This is a genomic window from Elusimicrobiota bacterium (assembly GCA_026388095.1).
GTDB lineage: Bacteria > Elusimicrobiota > Elusimicrobia > UBA1565 > UBA9628 > UBA9628.
Window position 1 is genome coordinate 1 of record JAPLKL010000061.1, and the last position, 20,773, is coordinate 20,773.

A 20,773-nucleotide genomic window follows, 5' to 3' on the forward strand; every position below is an offset into this window, starting at 1 on the left:
ACGAGGTCCGCCCCAGATGCATTTCCGCCGGCCTTCGGCCGTCGGTTCCGCGCGACTCTGCGAGTCGCGCGGCCGGTTTATGAACCCAAGCCCATGCGGCCGGGACTTTTTACGAGAGGCTCAAGTATTGTGTCCCCGAATTCGCCCTGACGGTTTTGCTATACTGGCCCGGCTTGGCCTCCTCGGAAATACAGGCCGTCATCGTCGCCGGCGGCAGGGGTGAACGCATGCGCCCCTGGACCGACCGCATCCCCAAGCCCATGGTCCCGGTCGCGGGCAAGCCCATCCTGGAGCACCAGCTCGGCTGGCTCAAGCGCTCCGGCGTCAAGAAGGCCGTCATGTGCCTGGGCTACAAGGCCGAGGCCGTGCAGGCCCATTTCAAAGACGGCAAGCGCTGGGGCCTGCGCCTGGACTACTCCGTGGAGAGCGCGCCGCGCGGCACGGCCGGCTGCGTGCGCGACGCCTGGACGCAGATCGCGGGCGACGCGCTCGTGGTCTACGGCGACATCTTCCTGGACATCAGCTTGCCGGACCTGCGGGCCTGCCACGCGCGGACCTCCTCCGCCGCCACCTTGGTCCTGGCCGAGACCGACCACCCCTACGATTCGGACCTGGTGCGCGTCGAAGGCGAGCGCGTCACCGGCTTCTACCGGGCCAAGCCCTGCGAGCCCCGCGAGCCCATGGCCGGCGCCCGCGGCGACGGCGGCGTCTGGGCCGCCGCGGCCGTCTGGATCGTGGGCAGCGCGCTCATGGACCTGGTGCCCGCGGACAAGCCCAGCGACTTCGGGCGGGACATCTTCCCCGCGGCCCTCAAGCAGGGCTTGGTCTTGGGCGGCTTCAAGACCACGGACCTCATCGCGGACCTGGGCACCCCGGAACGGCTCACGGCCTTCGAAAAGCGCCGCCGCAAAGGATTCAAGACATGATCATATCCAGGACCCCCTTCCGCATCAGCCTGGCCGGCGGCGGCACGGACCTGGCCGAGTACTACAAGCGCAGCCCGGGCGCCGTGGTGTCCACCGCCATAGACAAGTACATGTACATCACGGTCAACCGCTATTTCGACGACAGCATCATCCTCAAGTACCGCCGCACCGAGCTGGTGGAGTCCGTCGCCGACATACGCCACCCCATCCTGCGCGAGTGCCTGCGCAAGGTCGGCATCTCCAAGGGCATCGAGATCACCTCCATGGCCGACGTGGTGGGAGGCACGGGGCTGGGCTCCTCGTCGAGCTTCACCGTGGGACTCCTGCACGCCCTGCACGCCTGGAAGGGCGAGTTCGTCACCGCCGAGCAGCTCGCGGCCGAGGCCTGCGAGGTCGAGATCCGGCGCCTGCGCGAGCCCATCGGCAAGCAGGACCAGTACATCGCCGCTTATGGCGGCTTCAAGTACCTGGAGTTCATGTGCGACGGGGCGGTGCGCGTGGACCCCCTGATCTGCGCGCCCAAGACCTGGGCGAAGCTCTCCCAGCGCCTGCTTCTGCTCTACACCGGCGTGACCCGCAAGGCCGGCCCCATCCTGCGCCGGGCCCGGGCGCGCTTCCGCAGCCAGGACGCGGTCCTCAAGCGCATGCGCCGCATCGCCGAGCTCGCGCGCCAGGAGCTCCAGCTGGGCAACGTGGACTCCTTGGGCGAGCTCCTGCACGAGGGCTGGGTGCTCAAGCGCGGCCTGGCCAAGGGCGTGTCCAACGATTCCATAGACCAGGCCTACGAGCGGGCGCGCGGCGCCGGCGCCGCGGGCGGCAAGATCCTGGGCGCGGGCGGAGGCGGCTTCCTGCTCTTGTTCTGCGTCCCGGCCAAGCGCGAGCGCGTGCGGCGGGCCTTGTCCGGCTGGCGCGAGATCCCCTTCCGCTTCGAGCCGGAGGGCTCCAAGATCATCTATGTCAGCAAGTGAGCCGCCCCGGGCTCTCTCCATCATCGTTCCCGTGTACAACGAGCGCGCCACGCTCACGGCCTTGCTCGACCGCGTCCTGGCCATGGACCTCAAGGGCCTGGGCAAGGACATCATCATCGTGGAAGGCAACTCCACGGACGGCACCCGGGACATCGTGCGCGGCTACGAGGGACGGCCCGGAGTGACGGTGGTCTACGAGGAGGGGCCGCGCGGCAAGGGCGCGGCGGTGCGCGCCGGCCTGGCCCGGGCCGCGGGCGAGTTCCTGCTCATCCAGGACGGCGACCTGGAGTACGACCCGGCCGACACCCCCAGGCTGCTGGAGCCTTTGCTCAGGGGAGACGCTCAGGTGGTGTTCGGCTCGCGGGTCATGACCTCGCCCCAGCACTGGCAGTTCCGCAGGCTGCAGGGCGCGGAGCGCCTCTTCGGCTTTTTGGTCAACCTGGGCGGCGTGCTCTTCACCGGGCTCTTCAACCGGCTCTACGGCACGCACTTGAGCGACGGGGCCACCATGTACAAGCTCTTCCGCACCGCGGACCTCAAGGCGTTGACGCTCAAGAGCGACGGCTTCGACTACGACTGGGAGCTCTCCGCCAAGCTGGCCAAGAAAGGCCTGCGCTTCGCGGAGCTGCCGGTCTTCTACAAGGCGCGCAGCCTGGCCGAGGGCAAGAAGATCCGCTTCTGGCGCGACGGCTGGCGCGTGCTCATGGCCATCCTGCGCTACCGTTTCAGCGACTGAACCGGGGGACACCATGAAGAACGAGTGCTCGAGCGTGAAGACGGTCTTTGAATCGCGCTGGATGCGCCTGCTCGCGAAGACCTACGAGGACCTGTCCAGCGAGCCGTTCTACGTCGTCGAGGCGTCGGACTATGTGTCGGTCCTGGCCATGACTCCGCAGCGGGAAATCGTCCTGGTCCGCCAGTTCCGGCCCGCCGTCGGCAAGGCGACGCTGGAGCTGCCGAGCGGGCATGTCGACGCCGAAGAGTCTCCCGAAGGGGCGGCCGGGCGGGAACTGGGGGAAGAGACGGGGTATAAGGCCCCCCGGCTGGAATTGTTGGGTGTCCTAGAGCCCGACACCGGGCGACTGGCGAATAGGATGCACTGTTATTTCGCCGAGAATGTCGTCAGGGATGAAGGGCTGATGACCGAAGAGGAGTCGTTGGAAGTGATCCTGTGTTCGGAGCGCGAGCTGATCCAAAAGATCGAGTCGAATCAATTCTCGCATGCCCTTCATCTGGCGGTCCTCGCCCTGGCCAAGTTGAAGGGGCGCATCCCGTAGGGGCGGCCCTACTTGGTCCCGGAGATCCTCCAGGAGACCCCGACGTAAGGGCTGATATGCGGGTCTTGAAGGCCCTCTAGCCACTTCTCCGCCCGGGTGCGGCTGATGAAATGGGTGGTGGGCGCGTTCAACTTGTCGAATACGTTCGCCTGGTTGCGCGTGTATGGCATCCTGCGAAAATTGGCGAAGTAGTGGTAGAAAGGCAGGGCCCGCAAGGGGAGAAGGTAAAGGCTGTAAACCATGGGGTAAAGGGCGAGCGTCAGGGCATGGCTCAGCCACAACACGACGGGCCGGGACATGCGGCGGAGAAGCAAGGATTTGGCGGGCTCCAGGAAGAATTCATTGAGGGCGTTGCCCTCCCGGGCGTAGACCCAGAGGATGAGCCTGCCCCCGGGTTTTAGAAGATTCTTGAGGTGGGCTACGGTGCGATCCGGATCATCGGTGTGGTGTACCACTCCGACCGAGTAGACCACGTCGAACCGCTCGCCGGTATCCCACTCGGCGATGTCTCCTTCGAGGAACGCGACGTTGCGGAGGTCTGCCGTCTTCTGGCGGGCGATAGAGACGGTGTTCAAATCGATACCCACGACCCGCTTGGCCTTGGCGGCCACCAACCGCACGTGGTGCCCGGGGCCGCAGCCCGCATCCAGCACCGTCTTGTCAGCGAAATCCTCCAGCCGGTTGGGCCAGATCCAGTCGGCATAAAGCCAAGACTCCCGGTCTTCGAGGTGGGTCCACTGGAACTCCCACTCATCCTGTTTGCGCTGGGCCTCTGGCATCGACCCATTATATGAATTCGTGCCCGGAGTGGCCATGAGCCGCGGCGGCCGAGTTTGGCTTGGGAGCGTTCTTTTATGTAGATTATTCCCCATGCGTAATATCGCCGTTTCCGCGGTCATACCTGCTTTCAATGAAGAGGGGGCCGTATCCGCGGTCGTGCAAGGAGTCCGGGATGTTCTTTCCGGCTGCGTCCAGGATTTCGAGGTCCTGGTGGTCGATGACGGCTCCAGCGACGGGACCGGCGCGGCCGCGCTCAAGGCCGGGGCCGTCGTGCTGCGGAACCCTGCCAACCAAGGCTACGGCCAATCTCTGGAGACCGGCATCAAAGCCGCCCGGCACGAGTGGATCCTGATGCTCGACGCGGACGGCTCCTACCCGCCGGAAGAGATCCCGAAACTGCTGGACTATGCCCCGGACTTCGATCTCGTCATCGGGATGAGAAGCGGGGTTCATTTCTGGGGTTCCTTTTTTCACGCTTTCCTGCGCTGGTTCTACCTTAGGATCGCCAGTTTTGTGGTGGGCGAAAGGGTCCCGGACGCCAATTCCGGGCTGCGGCTTGTGCGCAAGTCCTTGGTTTCGCAGCCCGAGCCCGTCCGGTGCCTCGGCTATTCCCATTCCACCACCATGACCCTGTCGTTCCTGAAGGCGGGGCGTTTCGTGAAATTCGTCCCCATCGAATATCGTCTCCGCAGGGGCAGGTCCAAGGTTCGGCCTATCCGGGACATGCTGCGGACCATGCAGATCATGACGCAGATTCTCCTCGCTTACAACCCACTGAAGCTTTTCATGGCGTTGGCCTTTTTTCCGGCGGGGCTGTCCCTCGTCCTGGCGGCGGCGTTCGTCTATCGCGGCGCTGATATTTGGGCGGCCATGGCCGGCCTGGCGATGCTGGCGGCGCTGCTCTGTTTCCTGGCTGGATGCGTCATCGACGCCATACGCATGCAGAGGGGCCGCGCTGATGAATCCTCCTAGTCCGGGCGCGCTCCTTCGCGCCCGGGCCGCGACCTGCCTGGGCTTCGTCGTCCCCTTGCTCGGCTACCTCGCTTTGACCTTGCTGTATTACCGGCCCCTGGCTTTCCATTTTTTATCGAGCATGGCCGGCCGCGCCGGGGATAATTCCGCGGACCTTTGGAATATGTGGTATTTCCGCTATTCCCTCGTGACGCTCCACGCCAATCCTTTTTGGACGGACACTCTTTATTGGCCTTACGGCGCCAACCTCCTGACCCACGGCTATGGGCTGGCGCACAATCTGGTCGCGTTTTTCTTGTTGCCCTGGTTGGGGCCGCCCGCCACCCATAACGTCATCTGCGTCTCCATCGCGGCGCTCGCGGGCTATGCTGTGTTTTTGATGGCGACGGACTGGGGCGCACCGAAAGGCATCGCCTTCGTCTCCGGGGCGCTTTACACTTTCAACCCGTTTACGGAAGGGGTCATGCTTTGCGGAGGAGCGTTCGATTACCGCAACAGCCACGTCATCGCCATCTTCGTCTGGATGCTTTGCCGCGCCATCCGCGGGCGGCGGCTCCGCGACGCGATATTGGCTGCGGGCGCCTTGACTTGGGTCTGGGCCTGCTGCTACTACTATTTCATGTTCTGTTGCCTGCTCATCCCCGTGTTCTTTCTGTGGCTGGAAAGGCCTTTTGAGCCGCAACTGGTCAGGCGCCCGGTGTCTTCCCGGGTCAGAGTCTGCTCGCGTCTGAGCGATGCCGCCATGGTCGCGTCATTGCTCTGGGTCCTGCATTCGCTGGCGCAGGGGCAACGCGAATTCCATGGAGCCGGGACAGCCCGCGCGCTTTTTGGTTACGTCATGCCTTATCTGGTGTTCTGGGGGCTGCTGTTTCTGCGTCTGGCCTTGATTTGGTCGGTCAAGGTGCGCGTCTCTCTGGCGGCGTTTCGCCAGCAGTCGGTGATGCCCTATCTCGCGGTGATCGCCTGTTGGGCTGCGCTCAATTGGCCGATGGTAGGCGCTTCTCTGTTCCTGATGGGCAGCGGCGACTATATCACCAACATGCATCCGTGGCGGGGCGGGGGCAATCCTACGGATCTTCTGTTGATGCTGGCGCCGAATTCCTATCATCCGATTTGGGGGCGTTCGGTATCCGCGTTTCTGGCGCGGCTGCATTTGGGTCCTTCGATCCCATTGGGGTATCTGCCTCTGGCTGGAGCCTTTGTGCTGTGGCGCTGGCAGGGCTTCAAGGACAAATGGACGTCGTTGTGGTTTTTCGGGGCCATCTTCAGCTTCATCATGACCTTGGGGCCGTGGCTGCGGCTCTGCTCGGTACACACCTATCTTCCCTTACCGTTCTATTTTTTGCATTTGCTTCCCATCTTCAATAACATCCAGGTGGGGGCCGAATTCATCATGTTCGTCGCGCTTTTTCTCGCCTTGCTCTTCTCGGAATTCCTCAAGGAGGCGGTCCGGCGGGTTCCGCCGCGTCTGGCCGCGGTCGTGCCCATAGCCGCTTTTCTGATCCTGGCGGCGGAATTCGTCCCGGTCAGAGCCAATATGTTGGACTTCAATATCCCGCCTTTGATCGAGCGGCTGGGGCAGCGTCCGGATGGAGCGATGCTCACGATCCCGTACGGAGCGGTCTTTGATGGCACGCCGGAAGGGGCGTTAGGCGTGGCCTGGCTGGACATGTCTCTCCAACTGGTCCATCATAAGCCTTATGTGGGAGGTGCTCTGGGAAGGGTGGCGCAGCGCACCTACTTGGCGATGCGCGGAGATCCTTTTTTGCAGGCTATCCTGCGCGTCCAAGCGGGGGGAGATTCCCCCCCGCTTCTTCTGGATCGGAAACGGACCGCCGAATATTTTCGCTCCATGCGCTTGCGCTATGTCCTAGTGAGCGCCTCGCGGACTCCCGAGAAGCTTCAGCGCGTGATCGGCCGTTGGCCGTTGGAGAGCATCGATTCCGAAGGCGATCTGAGATTGTATTCGGTCCGGTCGCTTTGAGCACCGTGAATGAAAGCGCTATGAAAAATTCCAGCACCGGATTCCTCCGGTGGGCGCCCTGGATGGGGGGCCTGCTTGTCGCCTGCGCCATGTGTTCCGGCTATCCGCTCATGTATGCCTGCCGGCGCGCTTGGCAAGCTCATTACCCGACCCTGACGGAGCAATGGGCCAACAATGGACGCTTCACGTTGTTGGGATGGTTCGGCACCGAGCTGTGTTACGAGGAGCTGGCTTACGCGGCGCGCGCAAACGACACGGCTCGGCATTGGCCAGGTTACGATCCTTATATTAAAGAGAATCGCGGCCTGCGCCAGCTCGTGATCGACCGGTTGACATATATCGTGATGGCTGCCGTCATCGCCGTAATAGGCGACATCAACTGGAGTTGGATAGTCATCAGGTTTTTATGTTGTTGCGCTTGGTTCATACTGGTCTATCGCCTCATGATGCGGGTCGCCGAGTCGCCGCCGATGGCTCTATTCTGCGCCACATTCATAACTTGTTACAGCTATATTTTGACTTTTCTTTTTGTAGCTAATTTATCCTGGGATGGCTCCCTGCCCCACATCTTTGCGCACAATGTTTGGACCGTGCTCTCTTACGGTCGCACCGAGGCGGTCATACGCCTGCCACGCCCTGGCGTAACCTATGCCCTTTTGTTTCTGGCGACCTGGGGCATCATCAAGGCGGCGGAAAGCGATACCTGGCGATGGGCGGCTTGGAGCGGCGTTATGGGCGGAGCTCTGGCGTATGTCCGGTTTGACGTTTGGAGCACCTATGTGGTAGCCAGTTGCCTTTATGCCTTGGCGCGGTCCGTGCAGGATAGGCGCATGCGATGGAGGCTCTGGATGTCCGTGGTGATCACCAGCTTGGTGAGTCTCCCTTTGCTCTATTGCATCTACCCCCCCGACCCGGATCTCCTCGTTCGCGTAGTCAGGCCCGGTCGGCATTTCGATCTTAACTCGCTGGTTTATTTCGCGGCCTTTGTCATCGGCCTGCGCGGGCGCCGCAATCCTACGGTATTGTGCTTCACGTGTTTCGCGGCCGCGATCTTCCTCATGGTGAATATCGAATTAGTGACGGGTTTCCCCCTGCAATCTGTACACTGGAAATTCATTGGAAATATCTATCTCTTCTTTTTGGCCGTAGCTTTCGTCCCGAGAATTCTTAAATGCCGCACGCGCCCGTGGCTGGCAGCATCTGCGCTTCTAGTCTTGACTGCTTTCTCCCAAAGCATCGCCTACGCTGCCATTCACTATCCCTTTCAAGGGCTCCCGAAGGACTATGATGATGCTCTGGTTTGGCTCAATGCGCATACGCCGGACAATAGCGTGGTCTTGACTATAAATCCGGAGATTGACGCCTTGATCCCGGTCTTTACGCATAATAAGGTTGTTTTGGCCTACGTAATACCCTGGGTTTCAGATTACCCTTTGCTCCAGAACTGTCAAAGGCTGGTGGGCGGCTTGAGGTTGTTAGGCGCCGACGTCGCGCGTTTCATCGCGGACTGCTTCACTTCACCCTCTAGCAAGTATGACCGGCGCAGCATGTTGGCGATGGGCCTACGCCGCGGAGAAATCGAAAAAGAGAAAGAGGGGCTCTATGAATTGATGCTGCTCAGTTATATGCCCGAGTCTACGGCACGAACACTCCTGTCCCAAGCCCAGAATAAACCTATGGATATTCTGCCCGACTACATCTGGTTCGGCCACCTGGAGCGGGAGTACGCGCCGGGATTCCCGCGCTCCGCCAAACGCTGGCGTTTGGTCTATCGCAACCGCGCGCTCGATATTTATGAACGTCAGGACTTGCTATGCGCCCAGGACCAGAAGGGCGACCAGGCTCGGCAGGCCAGGGTCGCGCCATGAACAACAACCTTTTCGGCGCAAAAGGCTGCTTAAGCCCAATGCCGGTCACTTAGCGGCACGCAGTTGTTGTGCTATGACGAAAGACGGCGACTTGGTGTGAAAATTCGTCATGTTTTTTAATCGCTTCTAGCAAATCCACCGCCAGCGCTGGAGGTATTTCTAAATTTCTCGTTATTTCATCAATATAATTAGCATTTGAGGTCGCCATCCAGATCACTGAGACTTCGGCCCAATACTCTCTCTTCGTGCGCTCGCGGCGCTTGGCGCCGCGAGCCGCGCGCGCCCCATTCCGCCTGCGCGCGCGACTTCATGAAGATCCAAGGGATGGGGAAGTGACCCAGCACTCCGAATCCTCATAGGGTCGGCGCGACAGAGGAATATCGTCGCGCCGGCCTCGGAACCCCTACAGGGTTCCGAGGGTCTTAACGTCAGCGGCCGACGGAAGCGGACCTTGAGTGACCGGCATTGTGCCTAAGCCGCGTGGAAATCGTCAGCCGGAGGGGCTGGAGAATATCCCCTTCAAGTCAAGCGCTCTCCCCAGAGGCCTTGAGCCATGTCCAAAGCCTGTCGAGCCCCTCGGCCACGCCGATTGCGGGCTCCCAGCCCAAATCGCGCCTGGCCTTGCGGATGTCTGATACGTAGACGCGCTGGTCCCCCGGCCTCCAGGTCGCCCGGCTTAGGCGCATCCGGTGCCCCTGCTTGCGCTCAATCCAATCCAGCAGTTCCAGAAGCGAGAGGGTGTTTTTCGGCCCGCCGCCGATGTTGTAGATACCTCCGGCGGAGACGTGGCGGCGGCGCCAGGCCGCGTCGAAAGCCGCGAGCAGATCGTCGATGTGCAGGATATCGCGGATCTGGCGGCCGTCCCCGTAGAGCGTGACCCCTTTCCCGGACTGCGCGGCTTTCATGAAATGCGCCACCCAACCCTGATCCTCGGTGCCCTGCTGATGCTGGCCGTAAATGCAGGACTGACGGAACACGACCGTGGGCAGGCCGTAGATGCGGTGATAGTCCCTGAAATACTGGTCGGCCGCGCCTTTCGAACAGCCGTAGGGCGAGTGAAAGTCCAGGGGCTCGCGCTCCGAGATCCCATGGGGACGGCCCACGTACCTGTAGCGGCCTTTGCTCAAGACGCCCTGGACGCCCTCCATGCCGCCGTAGACCTTGTTGGTCGAGGAGTAGAGGACGAGGGGCTTCTCCGGAAGGCCGCGGAGGGCCTCCAGGACGTTCAAGGCGCCTCTGGCGTTTATCTCGAAGTCGGTGCGCGGGTCTTCCACGGAAGTGGTCACCGCTACCTGGGCCGCAAAATGCATGACGAGCTTGAGCCCCTTGCGGCGGTGTCGGACCCAGCGCGCCACCGCGGCCGCGTCCCGCACGTCCAGGCGCGTGAAATCCACCGGCCCCTGGCGCTTAAGCCAGGCGAGATTACGTTCCACGCCCCAGCGGGACAGATCGTCCAGGGCCGAGACCTCCCAACCCTCGGCAAGCAGGCGGGCGGCAGCGTTGACACCGATGAAGCCGGCTCCGCCGGTGATGAGGACTCTCGGTCGATATCGATAGGTTTTCGTGGCTTCCTCCCGTCAGCGGCGCAGTCCCATGGACGCCAAAGTCCAAAGGCCCTTTAGGTTGTTCAGGATTTCCTCCCAGGACCGGATCCGCCGCAGCCTCTGCAGCACGTAGGCCGGCCGCAGGTGGTAGCGCAGATACACGCGCTTGTACTGCCGCTGGATCTCCTCCGGCGTGAAATGCTCCGTCCGGAAAACGGGGAGGCTGTGAAAGACATACTTGCTCCAGTCCCTCTCCAGCAGGAAGCCGGCCTTGTCCAGCTCCGCGTAGAGCTCCGTCCCCGGCAAGGGGATGAGGGTATGGATGTCCGCGACGTCCGGCTTGATCTCCATTAGGAAGCGCAGGGTGTTGTCGATCATGGAGCGGTCCTCATTGGGAAAGCCGATGATGATGAAGGCGACCGTCTCGATATCCAGCTCGCGGCATTGCCGGAAGACCTCGCGGACCTTCTCGAGGTCCTGCCGCTTGTGGATGCGCTCCAGGGTTTCGGGATTCCCCGACTCGACGCCGAAAGAGAGGGAATAGCAGCCGGATTTTTTCATCAGCCGTAGCAGTTCGCCGTCCAGGGTGTTGACGTGGACCCCGTTCGGGGTGGCCCAATGGAGCTGCCAGCCCTTTTCGATGATGCCCTTGCAGATGCTCTCGATGTGCGCTCGCTTGAGAGTCAGGACGTCGTCCACGAAAAGGATCTCCTTGACCCCGAAACGGCTATAAAGGGCCTCGATCTCATCGAGAACGCTTTGGGCGCTGCGCACTCGGTATCCGTGCCCGAAGACCCCTCGGCTGCAGAAGGTGCAGTTTGAAGGGCAGCCCCGGCTTGTGAGGACCGAGGCCGCCTTCTGGGTCCGGCCCAGAGGGTGCTGATAGTCCCCGAAGTTCATCAGGTGCCAGGCGGGAAAGGGCAGCGAATCCAAGTCCGCTATAGGAGGCCTTCCCGGCGTAGAAACGACCCGGCCGTTCTTCTTGAAATGGATGCCCTGGATCCGCTCCAGGTTCGGATCGCCCTGCGCCAGGGCATCCAGCAGTTCGACCGCGGTCTGCTCCCCTTCGCCCCGGACCACGATGTCCACGTCCGGCTCTGCGGCGACCTCCTCAGGCAGGATGGTGGCATGCACTCCGCCTAAAAGAGTCTTGACGTCGGGAAATAGCTCCTTGGACATGCGGCAAAGCCTGACCGCCTGCCTTATCATGGGCGTCGCGGCGGTGACGCCGACGAGCGATGGCTTCTCTTGCGCCAAGGCCTTTTTCACGTCCACTTCGCTCAGGCGCGAAGCTTCCATATCCAACACTCTCACCGAATGTCCCGCCCGCTCCAAGGCCGCCGCCAGGTAGAGCAGGCCCATCGGCATGGCCTTCCATGCGGATCGGTTGATGGCCTTATTGGAAGTGGCGGAATACGCCGGGTTTATCAGAAGGATCTTCTGTTTCATGACGCTTCGGAGCTGGAGGCCCTATGCCATGTCCTATAAAACCCAGATAGAGACTAGCCCCGGCCGTTGCGCTCGAAAAAGAAAATCTTGAACAGCGAAAGATAGGAGAGCAGGTTGCTCCAGATCCTCATGGAGCTCTTCCCTCTCCTAGCGGCGTAGTCGTACACCATCGGGATCTCCCGCGCTCCCCGGATGAAGCCGCGCAGGCGCAGGAGCATTTCGGCGTTGCAGGCGAAGCCGCCGGCGCTCGTGAAACAGTCCCCGTACTCCGAGAGCGCGGACCGGAGCGGCCCGGCCCGATAGACGCGGAAGAAGATCGTATAGTCCCGCACTCCGGGCATGCGGCAGACGAGCCGAAGCACGGCGTTCGCCCCCAGGCTGAGCAAAAGCCGCATGGGCGGGAAGCTCCGGTAGGCTCCCCCGGGCTGATGCCGAGAGGCGATGACCACGTCGCAGTCTTCGCCGAGCCTGGCGATCATCCGCCTGATGGCTTCAGGAGGACTGGTCCCATCGCCCTCCATGATGACGACCGAATCGTCCGGTCCCGCATCCGCCAGCGCCGCGCGCAGTCCGGTCAGGAAAGCCGCGGCGATGCCTCGGTTGACCTCGTGCTTGAGCGGGTGGAGGGGATAGCGGGCGCCCAGTTCTTTCAGGACCGCCTGGGTATCGTCGCGGCTGCCGTCGTCCACGATGAAGAGCCGGTATGACCCTGCGCCGAGCGCGGCATCAATGCGCTCGCAGAGCCTCGGCAGATTGCGGGCCTCGTTGTGGGCTGGGATTACGATCCTTACCAAGCTATGGCTGCTTTCGGAAGTAGTCATGGATGGATCGTGGGAAGGATAAGGCCTGGCCAAAGCCATGATAACATATGCGTTGCGAACCAGTCATTCCAATCCTTCAAGGGCTTGGTCGGCAGCGGCTTTCAGCCGGCGTCCTCGCGGCCCCGGCCCGCAGTCCATGCCGCCACCCCGGCGGCCGCCGCGAAGATCAGGATGGGCATGACCGCCAAGCGATAGCGCATCTGGCTGACGCTGACCACGTGCACGGCCATGGTCGCGAGCAGGAACAGGCCCAGCGGGTAGAGCTCCTCCCGGCGCCGGCGCAGGCCCCATAGCCCCCAGAAGCCTCCGATGATGAGCGCGGGCTCGCAGGCCAGGCTCACGGCCACCAGGGCCGCGCGGCCCAGGCCCGCGCCCGGATGGCTGTAGGAGTCCTCCCGGTAGGCCTTGTCCGCGCGCGGGTAGAAGCGCCAGAAGTTCACGGCCTTGCGGGCCCACTGCCTGAGCGTCCGGCCGGGCTGCTCGCGCATGAAGGCCAGGCCCTGGCGCAGGTAGAGGCGGTCGCGCTCGACCGCGGAGAGGCGCTGGCCCTCCTCGTAGAAGGGCAAGGACTTCAGGGCCTCGCGAGCCACGCCCGTGTCCACCTCGTTGAGGTCGAAGAGCACGGTCCCGTCGAGCAGCGTGATGCCGCCGTGGAGGTCGAGGGCGAAGGCGCCGACGGCCGCGCGGTTGCGCGCGCACCAGAGCGTCAGGGGCAAGGACCAGGCCAGCACCGCGGCGCAGAGCGCCTTGCCGGTCCAGCGGCGGCGCAGGCAGGCGGCCAGGCCCGCCAGCCAGAGCAGGACCGCGATGGGCATGGCCTCGGGCCGGCACAGGGCCGCGGCGGCCAGGGCCAAGCCCGCGGCCGCGGCCGGGCGCCAGGAGGCGCCGCGCTCCTGGAGGCTGGCGCAGAGCGCCCAGAGTCCCGGGACCACGGCCGCCACATACAAAGTCTCGGAGAGGACCATTCCCGAGTAATAGATGAAGAAGGGATAGACCGCGGCCGCGGCCAGGGCCAGCCGCCCGGCCGCGGCCGAGCCGCTCAGGCGCCAGGTCATGCGCCCCAGGGCCCAGGCCGTGGCCGCGGACACGAACGCCTGCGCCAGCCTGGGCCAGAGCAGGCTGTCGCCGCCGAGCCGCAGGCACAGGGCGAAGAAGCCGACGGGGATGGGGGGCGCGGCCTGGGGCGCGCCCCCCTGGCCCAAAAAGCCCAAGGAGGCCAGGTTCCAGGCCAAGGCGTGGAATCCGGACTCGTCGGTCTGGTGGAACTGCCCGCCCAGCTTCAGGGCGAAGGCCAGGCGCAGTCCGAGCGCCAGGGCCAGCCAGGCCCAGTCGGGGGTCTCGAAGAGGATGCGGTCGCGGCGCCGCCGCCAGGGCTGATGCATGGGGAGATTCTAAGACTTTTCCCTCCAAATCCGCTAGAATCCCATGCGGATGGAGAACGAGATCACGGCGGTCATCATCGGGGGCGGGCAGAACGAGTCCCTGCAGGTGGACGGCAAGCCCGTGCCCAAGTCTTTGGCGCCGGTGGCCGGCCGGCCCCTGCTGGAGCACCAGCTCGACTGGCTCAAGCGCGCGGGCATCGACTCCGCGATCCTCTGCCTCGACTACCAGCCCGAGCTGGTCCGCGCCCGCTTCGGCGACGGCTCCGCCTTCGGCGTGCGGCTGCGCTACTCTTTCTCCGAGTCCCCGCGCGGCACCGCCGGCCTGGTCAAGGGCCTGGGCCCCGCCTCCTTGCCCGACGACGTCCTGGTCCTCTTCGGCGGCATCTACCCCCAGACGGACTGCGCCCGCATGCTCCGCTTCCACCGCGGCCACCAGGGGCTGGCGACCTTGGCCCTGCACGAGTGCCGGCCGGAGCACCGGCCCGGGCCGGACGCCTGCGCGGGGAAGGGCCGCAGCTGCGCCCGGGCGCACGGCTGCTCCGGCGAGCCGGTGGCCCTGGGGCCGGCCCAGCGCATCGTGGACTTCCCCCGCTACTCCACGCCGGGCCAGACCTGCCTGGCCCTCTCCCCGCTCTGGATCATCCGCCGCGGCCTGCTCCACTTCGTGCCGGACGGGCCGGCCAGCGATTTCGTCAAGGACGTGTTCCCGGCCGCAGTGAAGGCCGGGGAGGCGCTGCAGGGCTATCCCGAGACCGGACTGCTCGCGGACCTGGGCTCCCCGGAGCGCTACGAGCGGTTCACCAGAAGCCTGGCCAAGGGCAAGGCCTTGAAAGAAGCCACCCATGGTCAAGCCTGAGGTCGTCGCCTACCTGCAGGCGAACCTGAAGAAGCACCCGATCGACGAGCTGCGCCGGCAGTTGTCCCAGGAAGGCGTCGGCGACGTGGACTTCGACGACTCGCTCAAGGCCGCGATGCGCGCGCCGCCCACGGTGGCGACGGCGACGGGGGCGGGGCGCTCGGCGCCAAGCCGGGCCAGCGTCGTATTCCTGGTGGCGGGCGTGGCGGTGGTGGCCGCGCTGACGGCCCTGCTCGCCCTGCGGCGCGAGCCCCCCCCGCCGCCGCCCTCGTCGACCACGGTCGTCTCCGCGACGGGCGAGTCCGCTTTCGTGGGCAACACGGGCTACGTCATCCGCCTGCCCAAGGGCTACGAGGCCGTGGCCGCCTTCAAGGACGAGAAGAAGACCATCGAGATCGTCCATTTCTGCCGGGCCGGGACTGACCCCACGAATTTCGTGCACGGAGGGCTCTTCGGACAGATGGGCATCGTGCGGCTCGTCGTCCAGCCCAACCCCTGGGCCGGAGACATCATGGGGCCGGACCGCCTGGCGCGCGCCATCAGCGGGGAGCGCACCGCGCGCGGAGACAAGTTCGCGGTCAAGAGCATCCAGGTCAGCTCTTTGCGCGGCGTGCAGGTCCAGACCGAGCTGCCCGACATCAGCGTGGAATCCTACATCCTGGGCGAGACGGTGCTGTACCATTTCTACGCCGGGCAGGAGGACGAGGTCTACCGCGACATCGTCAACAGCCTGCGCGACCCGAACGCGGAGACCCTCTGATGGATCCCGCGGCCCGGCGCCACCGCGCCATGATCTGGGGCGCGTCCTTGCTCATCGCGGCGGCCGCGGGGCTCTACGCGACCTACCTCTATGACTGGCTCCGGGGCGGCGCCTCCCGGCAAGCGCCGCCGTCGGCGGCCGCCGTGGACGCCGCCCTGCAGAAGGCCCGGGCGGACTTCCGCGCGCACCTCCTCGATTGCGCCGCGCACCTGCGCCTGGCCGAGGCCCTCACTCGCGCCGGCCGGCCCGTCGACGCCTTCTACGTCATGCATTGGGCCCGAGACTTCTTCGGGGACGACGTCTTCATGCGCGCCCACGCCTTGGTGGTCCTCTATCAGGGCCGCCATTTCCTGGGCAGCGCCCCGTTCGACGCGTCCGCGGCCAACGAAGCCCGGCTCAAGGAGCACCTGGCCGCAGACCCGCAGGACCCCGCCGCGCTGGACTATCTGGCCCACATCGCCCAGTCCCGCGGCCGCGCCGCGGAGGCGCTGCGGACCGTGGAGAGCGGGCTGGCCGGGCACCCCGACGACCAGGGGCTGCTGGCCTACCGGGCGGAACTGGCCGTTGCGGCGGGAGACCGGCGCGCGGCCGTGGCGGCCTGGGGCCGGCTGGCGGCCGCGCGGCCGGGGACCTTCGAGGCGCGCAGCGCGCTCGAGGAGCTGGGCCGCCTGGCCCAGGGGCCGGGCGCCGGGGAGGACGCGGCGCTGGCCCGGGAGGCCCTGACCGAGCTCCTGCGCGGCCGGCCGGATGACCCGCTGGTCTTCTCGACTTTCGCCATGGCCGAGTGGCGCAAAGGCGGCGCGGCCGCGGCGCGGGCTTTGGTGGGCGAGACCCTGTCCAAGCACCCCGGACAGGCGGGCGCGCTCATGGTGGAAGGGGCTCTGGCGCTCGAGGACCGCGACGTGGAGAAGGCCATCCGGCGCTTCACCGAGGCCTGGGAGAAGGACCCCGACGACCTCTACAGCGCGGCCAAGCTCGCCCAGCTCTACTTCAAGGCCCGCGCCGACGCCGAAGCGGCCCTGCCTTTCTACATCGCCCTCTACCGGGCCAACCCGCGCTACGACGACGGCGTGCCGGCCCAGCAGCGCATCCGCGAGATCCTCGACGCGCGGCGCGAGGCCATGCTCAAGCAGGTCCGGCCGGAGGCGCTGGGGCGCTTCTTCGCCTCCGAGGACGCGTCCTTGCGCGCGGAGGCCGCGGTCAAGGCGGCCCAAGACCGGGACCCGCGCTGGATCGAGACCTTGGCCGGCCTGCTCGACGACGACACCGAGATCGTCCGCCACAACGCCGACTACGCGCTCTATCAGATCGGCAAGGGCTCTCCGGACGCCGTGCGCGTGCGCCGCGAGGAGTGGATCGATTCGGACCAGCCGCTGGTGCGCGTGCGCGCCTTGAACCTGTTCGCCGACCTGGAGCCCAAGGCGACCTGGCCTTTGGTCCTGAAGGCCTTGCGGGACCGGGATCCGGCCGTGCGCTTCCTGACCCGGGTGATGGTGCTCGACCACTACTACCAAGACTCGCCCGAAGGGGCCAAAGCCCGCGCCGACTGCCTGGCCCGGGAGAAGGACCCGCAGGTCCTGGCCTTGACCTCGCGCTGAGGCGCCATGGGTCCCGGCCCCTGGTTCGACACCCACGTGCACCTCGGCGGCCCGGATTTCGACGCGGACCGCGAGGCGGTCCTGGCCCGGGCCGCGGCCGCGGGAGTGGGCCGGCTGGTGGAGATCGGCGACGCGCCCGAGGATTGGCCGCGGGTCCTGGCTCTGGCCCGGGCTTGGCCGGGGGTCCTGCGCTGCGCCTTGGGCCTGCATCCCTACTACGCGGAGCGCTGCACGGACGCCTTCCTGGCCGACCTGGAGCGCCAGGCCCGGCTCCCCGAGGTCGTCGCGGTGGGCGAGATCGGCTTGGACTACGCGCGCGGCCCCGTGGCGCCGGAGATCCAGAAGGCGGCCCTGCGGCGCCTGCTCGCCGCCTGCCGGGACTGGGGCAAGCCCGCGGTCATCCACTGCCGCGGCGCCTACGAGGACCTCAGGCTCATCGTGAAGGAGGTCTTCCCCTCCCCCCCGCAGGGGCGGCGCTTCTGGGGCGTGGTGCACTGCTTCTCCGGCACGCCCGAGGACGCGGAGTCCTTGGCCGCGGGAGGCTGGGCCTTGGGCGCCGACGGCCCGGCGACCTATCCCAAGAACGCGGCGCTGCGCGAGGCCTTCCGCCGCGCGGGGCCGGAGGTCACGGTGCTGGAGACCGACAGCCCCTACCTCCCGCCGCAGAGCCGCCGCGGCAAGCGCAACGAGCCCGACGCGGTGCCCGAGATCGCCGCGGCCCTGGCCCAGGTCTGGGCCCTGCCGGCCGCGGACGTCGCCCGCGCCACCACCGCCAACGCTGAAGAGCTGTTCCGGGATCGGGGACACAATACCTAATTCGTCGTCGGCAAAAGCCCGCCTGGCGCCCGGATGTTATAGAATATCGGACATGGAATAATTCTTCGACGATAGTTGAGGTTCCAAAATGAATCACGACCTGAAGAAGTCCGACTTCCTCAAAGAGCCGATCGAGCACATCGACATCACCAAGCACGACACGCGCGCGCTGGTGGAGGCCATGTCCAAGATGGCGTATTCCGCCCGGGACCTGGCCCGCGCCAGCGACATCTACGACCGCATGCTCGCCGACAAGGACTGCGACGTCATCCTGTGCCTGGCGGGCTCCTTGTTCTCCGCGGGCCTCAAGCGCGTGGTCTACGACCTGGTCAACAACAACATGGTCGACGCCATCGTCTCCACGGGCGCCAACATCGTGGACCAAGACTTCTTCGAGTCCTTGGGCTTCAAGCACTACAAGGGCACCAAATGGGTCGACGACAAGGAGCTGCGCTCGGTGCGCGTGGACCGCATCTACGACACCTTCATCTGCGAGGACCAGTTGGGAGTCTCCGACGACACCATCTCGCGGCTGTGCGACACCTTGAAGCCCCAGCCCTATTCCTCCCGGGAGATCCTCGAGGAGATGGGCAAATACCTGGTCAAGAACTGCAAGTGCAAGGACTCCATCCTGCTGGCCGCCTACAAGAAGCGGGTGCCCATCTTCGTGCCCGCCTTCTCGGACTGCTCCGCCGGCTTCGGCTTCCTGCACCACCAGTGGCACAACCCGGACGCGCACGCGAGCATCGACTCGGCGCGCGACTTCCGCGAGCTGGTGCGCCTGAAGATGGCGTCCAAGGACACGGGCATCATCATGATCGGCGGCGGGGTCCCCAAGAACTTCGCCCAGGACGTGACCGTGGGCCTGGAGATGATCGGCTACGAGGGCAAGATGCACAAGTACGCGGTGCAGATCACCGTGGCCGACGAGCGCGACGGGGCGCTCTCCGGCTCGACCTTGCGCGAGGCCTGCTCCTGGGGCAAGGTGGACACGCAGTGGGAGCAGATGGTGTTCTGCGAAGCGACCATCGCCATGCCCATCATGGCCGCCTACGCTTACCACAAGGGCTCCTGGAAGGCGCGCAAGGGCCGCAAGTACAGCGACCTGCTCAACGAGTCCAAGGTCCCCGCAGCCCTGCGCTGAGGCCCGCAAAGCCGCCCCCCCGCGTTCCTGGGAGGGGCGGTTTGCTTTTTGGTACCATGGTTCGCATGAAAGCCCAGTTCATGGACGCGGGTGTGCCGCTCAAGGCCGCGCGTTTCGTGGTGCTGCCTTTGCCCTTCGAGCGCACGACCTCCTACATGCAGGGGACGGTGCGCGGGCCGGCCGCCCTGCTGGAGGGCTCTCTGGGCGTGGAGCTCTACGATGAGGAATTGGGCCGCCTGACCTACAAGGACGGGATCCATACTTTGCCGGCCAGGCGCCTGAAGGGGCCGGCCCCCAAGGTCTTCCCGAGCATCGAGAAAGAGGTCTCGCGCATCGCCGGCATGCCGGGCAAGACCTTGTTCTGCGTGGGCGGGGAGCACTCGCTCTCCCATGCGACGATCCCCCCCTTCATCCGGCGCTATCCCGGGCTGGGCGTGCTGCATTTCGACGCGCACGCGGACATGCGGCTGACCTATCAGGGATCGGTCTACAGCCACGCCTGCGCGATGTTCCCGATCTCGAAGAAGTGCCGCGTGGTCCAGGTGGGGATCCGTTCCATCGGCGAGGACGAGGCGCATCTGGTGGGCCGGGGGAACGTGAAAACATTCCTATGGCACGAACACCGGGACATGCGCAAGCTGATCCCTCTGGTCTTGAAGAGTCTCCCCCCCCTCGTGTATCTGTCCATCGACATGGACGGCTTCGACCCGGCCGTGGTGCCCGGCGTGGGCACGCCTCAGCCGGGCGGCTATCACTGGCATGAGGCGCTGGAGCTGTTCCGCGCGGTCATCGCAGGCAAGCGCGTGGTCGGCGTGGATGTGATGGAGCTCTGCCCGCTGAAGGATACCGTCGCTTCCGAATTGGCCGCGGCCAAGCTGATCTACCGGCTGATGGGCTACCTGGCCGTGAAAGCCCTTTAGCGCCAGACCAGCTGCCCGAGCACGCCCAACTGGGCGATCCCGACGATGACGCAGGACGCCTTGAACAGGCGCTCCTTGCGCACGGCGATGCGCGCGTGGACCACGACCTGGCCCACGAGGTCCTCGTGGTAGGGGGTCGCGGTTATCCCCCCTCCGAGGTATTTGTCGAAGCGGTGGACGAGCTCGCTGTGGGTGTATTTGGCGATGTCCTCGGCCCAGATCATGCAGTGGTCCACGCTGGGTTTGTCCTTGTCCGCCTCGGGAAGATACGGCAATCTGGGCTTGCCGGTCAGCGGAGAGAAGGCGAGGACGCCAAGGGGCAAGGCCAAGGATAAAAGGATGAGGGTCAGGAGTCCCAAGGGGCCGGCCGGCGCCAGCAGCTTGATGAAGGCGAGCTCGATCATGGCGAAGGCGGTGATGGCTCCGATCTTGTGGTCGGTCCATTCCACGGAGTGCTGCATGTGCTCGAGGATGACCCAGAGGCGGCGTTCTGGTTCCGGGGTCAGGTGCGAGGATACGCTCATCTGAGGCCTCCTGGGATTGTACTGCTCAGATTATACATGGTTTGACGCTTGTCTCAAAATACAAACAAACAACACCGAACACTCTCCAAAAGCTCTAAAACATAGCCAAAGAAGATATATGACCCAGAAAGACACACAACACTGCTTATAATGCTCTGTTTGCACGTGAAAACATTTTACCTGA

Annotated in this window: 19 protein-coding genes; 13 read left to right on the forward strand and 6 right to left on the reverse strand. The window is 64.9% G+C overall.

Features of this window, described 5'->3' with window-relative positions; genetic code table 11:
* The first annotated feature begins 173 nt into the window (after nt 1-173).
* Genes NTY77_14730 through NTY77_14745 form a run of 4 tightly spaced genes read left to right on the forward strand, consistent with a single transcriptional unit; the run spans nt 174 to nt 3,171 of the window.
* On the forward strand, nt 174-926 hold the full coding sequence (locus tag NTY77_14730; protein ID MCX5796747.1) for a nucleotidyltransferase family protein: 753 nt from the start codon (nt 174-176) through the stop codon (nt 924-926).
* Nucleotides 923-1,894, forward strand: coding sequence for a GHMP kinase (locus NTY77_14735; protein ID MCX5796748.1), 972 nt, complete (start codon nt 923-925; stop codon nt 1,892-1,894). The genes NTY77_14730 and NTY77_14735 overlap by 4 nt, the downstream gene beginning before the upstream one ends.
* Nucleotides 1,881-2,630 carry a glycosyltransferase family 2 protein gene (locus tag NTY77_14740; protein MCX5796749.1) on the forward strand — a complete coding sequence of 250 codons (750 nt, stop codon included), beginning with the start codon at nt 1,881-1,883 and terminating at the stop codon, nt 2,628-2,630. The genes NTY77_14735 and NTY77_14740 overlap by 14 nt, the downstream gene beginning before the upstream one ends.
* A 13-nt stretch (nt 2,631-2,643) precedes the next feature.
* Nucleotides 2,644-3,171 carry an NUDIX hydrolase gene (locus NTY77_14745; protein MCX5796750.1) on the forward strand — a complete coding sequence of 176 codons (528 nt, stop codon included), beginning with the start codon at nt 2,644-2,646 and terminating at the stop codon, nt 3,169-3,171.
* 8 nt (nt 3,172-3,179) lie between these two features.
* Here the strand turns inward: NTY77_14745 and NTY77_14750 are convergent, their stop codons facing one another.
* Entirely contained in the window at nt 3,180-3,950 is a 771-nt protein-coding gene (locus tag NTY77_14750; protein MCX5796751.1) for a class I SAM-dependent methyltransferase, read from the reverse strand.
* Nucleotides 3,951-3,984: 34 nt separating this feature from the next.
* Between NTY77_14750 and NTY77_14755 the strand changes: the two genes are divergently transcribed.
* From NTY77_14755 to NTY77_14765, 3 genes are read left to right on the forward strand one after another with little or no spacing between them, the layout of a single operon-like run.
* Entirely contained in the window at nt 3,985-4,923 is a 939-nt protein-coding gene (locus tag NTY77_14755; protein ID MCX5796752.1) for a glycosyltransferase family 2 protein, read from the forward strand.
* Complete coding sequence (locus NTY77_14760; protein MCX5796753.1) at nt 4,910-6,907, forward strand: hypothetical protein; 1,998 nt, start codon at nt 4,910-4,912, stop codon at nt 6,905-6,907. Before NTY77_14755 ends, NTY77_14760 begins: the two co-directional genes overlap by 14 nt.
* Nucleotides 6,908-6,927: 20 nt before the next feature.
* On the forward strand, nt 6,928-8,775 hold the full coding sequence (locus NTY77_14765) for a hypothetical protein (GenBank protein ID MCX5796754.1): 1,848 nt from the start codon (nt 6,928-6,930) through the stop codon (nt 8,773-8,775).
* Nucleotides 8,776-9,299: 524 nt separating this feature from the next.
* Here NTY77_14765 and NTY77_14770 read toward each other — a convergent pair.
* The 4 genes from NTY77_14770 to NTY77_14785 all read right to left on the reverse strand — a co-directional run bounded on the left by NTY77_14770 (nt 9,300) and on the right by NTY77_14785 (nt 13,971).
* The gene (locus NTY77_14770) at nt 9,300-10,307 is read right to left on the reverse strand and encodes a GDP-mannose 4,6-dehydratase (GenBank protein ID MCX5796755.1); all 1,008 of its coding nucleotides are present in this window, start codon (nt 10,305-10,307) and stop codon (nt 9,300-9,302) included.
* Nucleotides 10,308-10,352: 45 nt separating this feature from the next.
* Nucleotides 10,353-11,768, reverse strand: coding sequence for a radical SAM protein (locus NTY77_14775; GenBank protein ID MCX5796756.1), 1,416 nt, complete (start codon nt 11,766-11,768; stop codon nt 10,353-10,355).
* Between the two features lie 53 nt (nt 11,769-11,821).
* Entirely contained in the window at nt 11,822-12,562 is a 741-nt protein-coding gene (locus NTY77_14780; protein MCX5796757.1) for a glycosyltransferase family 2 protein, read from the reverse strand.
* Nucleotides 12,563-12,690: 128 nt separating this feature from the next.
* Complete coding sequence (locus NTY77_14785; protein MCX5796758.1) at nt 12,691-13,971, reverse strand: hypothetical protein; 1,281 nt, start codon at nt 13,969-13,971, stop codon at nt 12,691-12,693.
* Nucleotides 13,972-14,020: 49 nt separating this feature from the next.
* Between NTY77_14785 and NTY77_14790 the strand changes: the two genes are divergently transcribed.
* From NTY77_14790 to speB, 6 genes are all read left to right on the forward strand, one after another.
* Entirely contained in the window at nt 14,021-14,827 is an 807-nt protein-coding gene (locus NTY77_14790) for a nucleotidyltransferase family protein (GenBank protein ID MCX5796759.1), read from the forward strand.
* The gene (locus NTY77_14795) at nt 14,814-15,587 is read left to right on the forward strand and encodes a hypothetical protein (protein ID MCX5796760.1); all 774 of its coding nucleotides are present in this window, start codon (nt 14,814-14,816) and stop codon (nt 15,585-15,587) included. Before NTY77_14790 ends, NTY77_14795 begins: the two co-directional genes overlap by 14 nt.
* Complete coding sequence (locus tag NTY77_14800) at nt 15,587-17,185, forward strand: hypothetical protein (protein ID MCX5796761.1); 1,599 nt, start codon at nt 15,587-15,589, stop codon at nt 17,183-17,185. The genes NTY77_14795 and NTY77_14800 overlap by 1 nt, the downstream gene beginning before the upstream one ends.
* 6 nt (nt 17,186-17,191) lie before the next feature.
* Entirely contained in the window at nt 17,192-18,001 is an 810-nt protein-coding gene (locus NTY77_14805) for a TatD family hydrolase (protein ID MCX5796762.1), read from the forward strand.
* A gap of 88 nt (nt 18,002-18,089) precedes the next feature.
* Complete coding sequence (locus NTY77_14810; GenBank protein ID MCX5796763.1) at nt 18,090-19,145, forward strand: deoxyhypusine synthase; 1,056 nt, start codon at nt 18,090-18,092, stop codon at nt 19,143-19,145.
* 65 nt (nt 19,146-19,210) lie between these two features.
* On the forward strand, nt 19,211-20,065 hold the full coding sequence (gene speB / locus NTY77_14815) for an agmatinase (GenBank protein MCX5796764.1): 855 nt from the start codon (nt 19,211-19,213) through the stop codon (nt 20,063-20,065).
* Here the strand turns inward: speB and NTY77_14820 are convergent.
* A complete protein-coding gene (locus tag NTY77_14820; protein MCX5796765.1) occupies nt 20,062-20,589 on the reverse strand; it encodes a hypothetical protein in 528 nt (175 codons plus the stop codon). The genes speB and NTY77_14820 overlap by 4 nt on opposite strands.
* Nucleotides 20,590-20,773 lie beyond the last annotated feature (184 nt).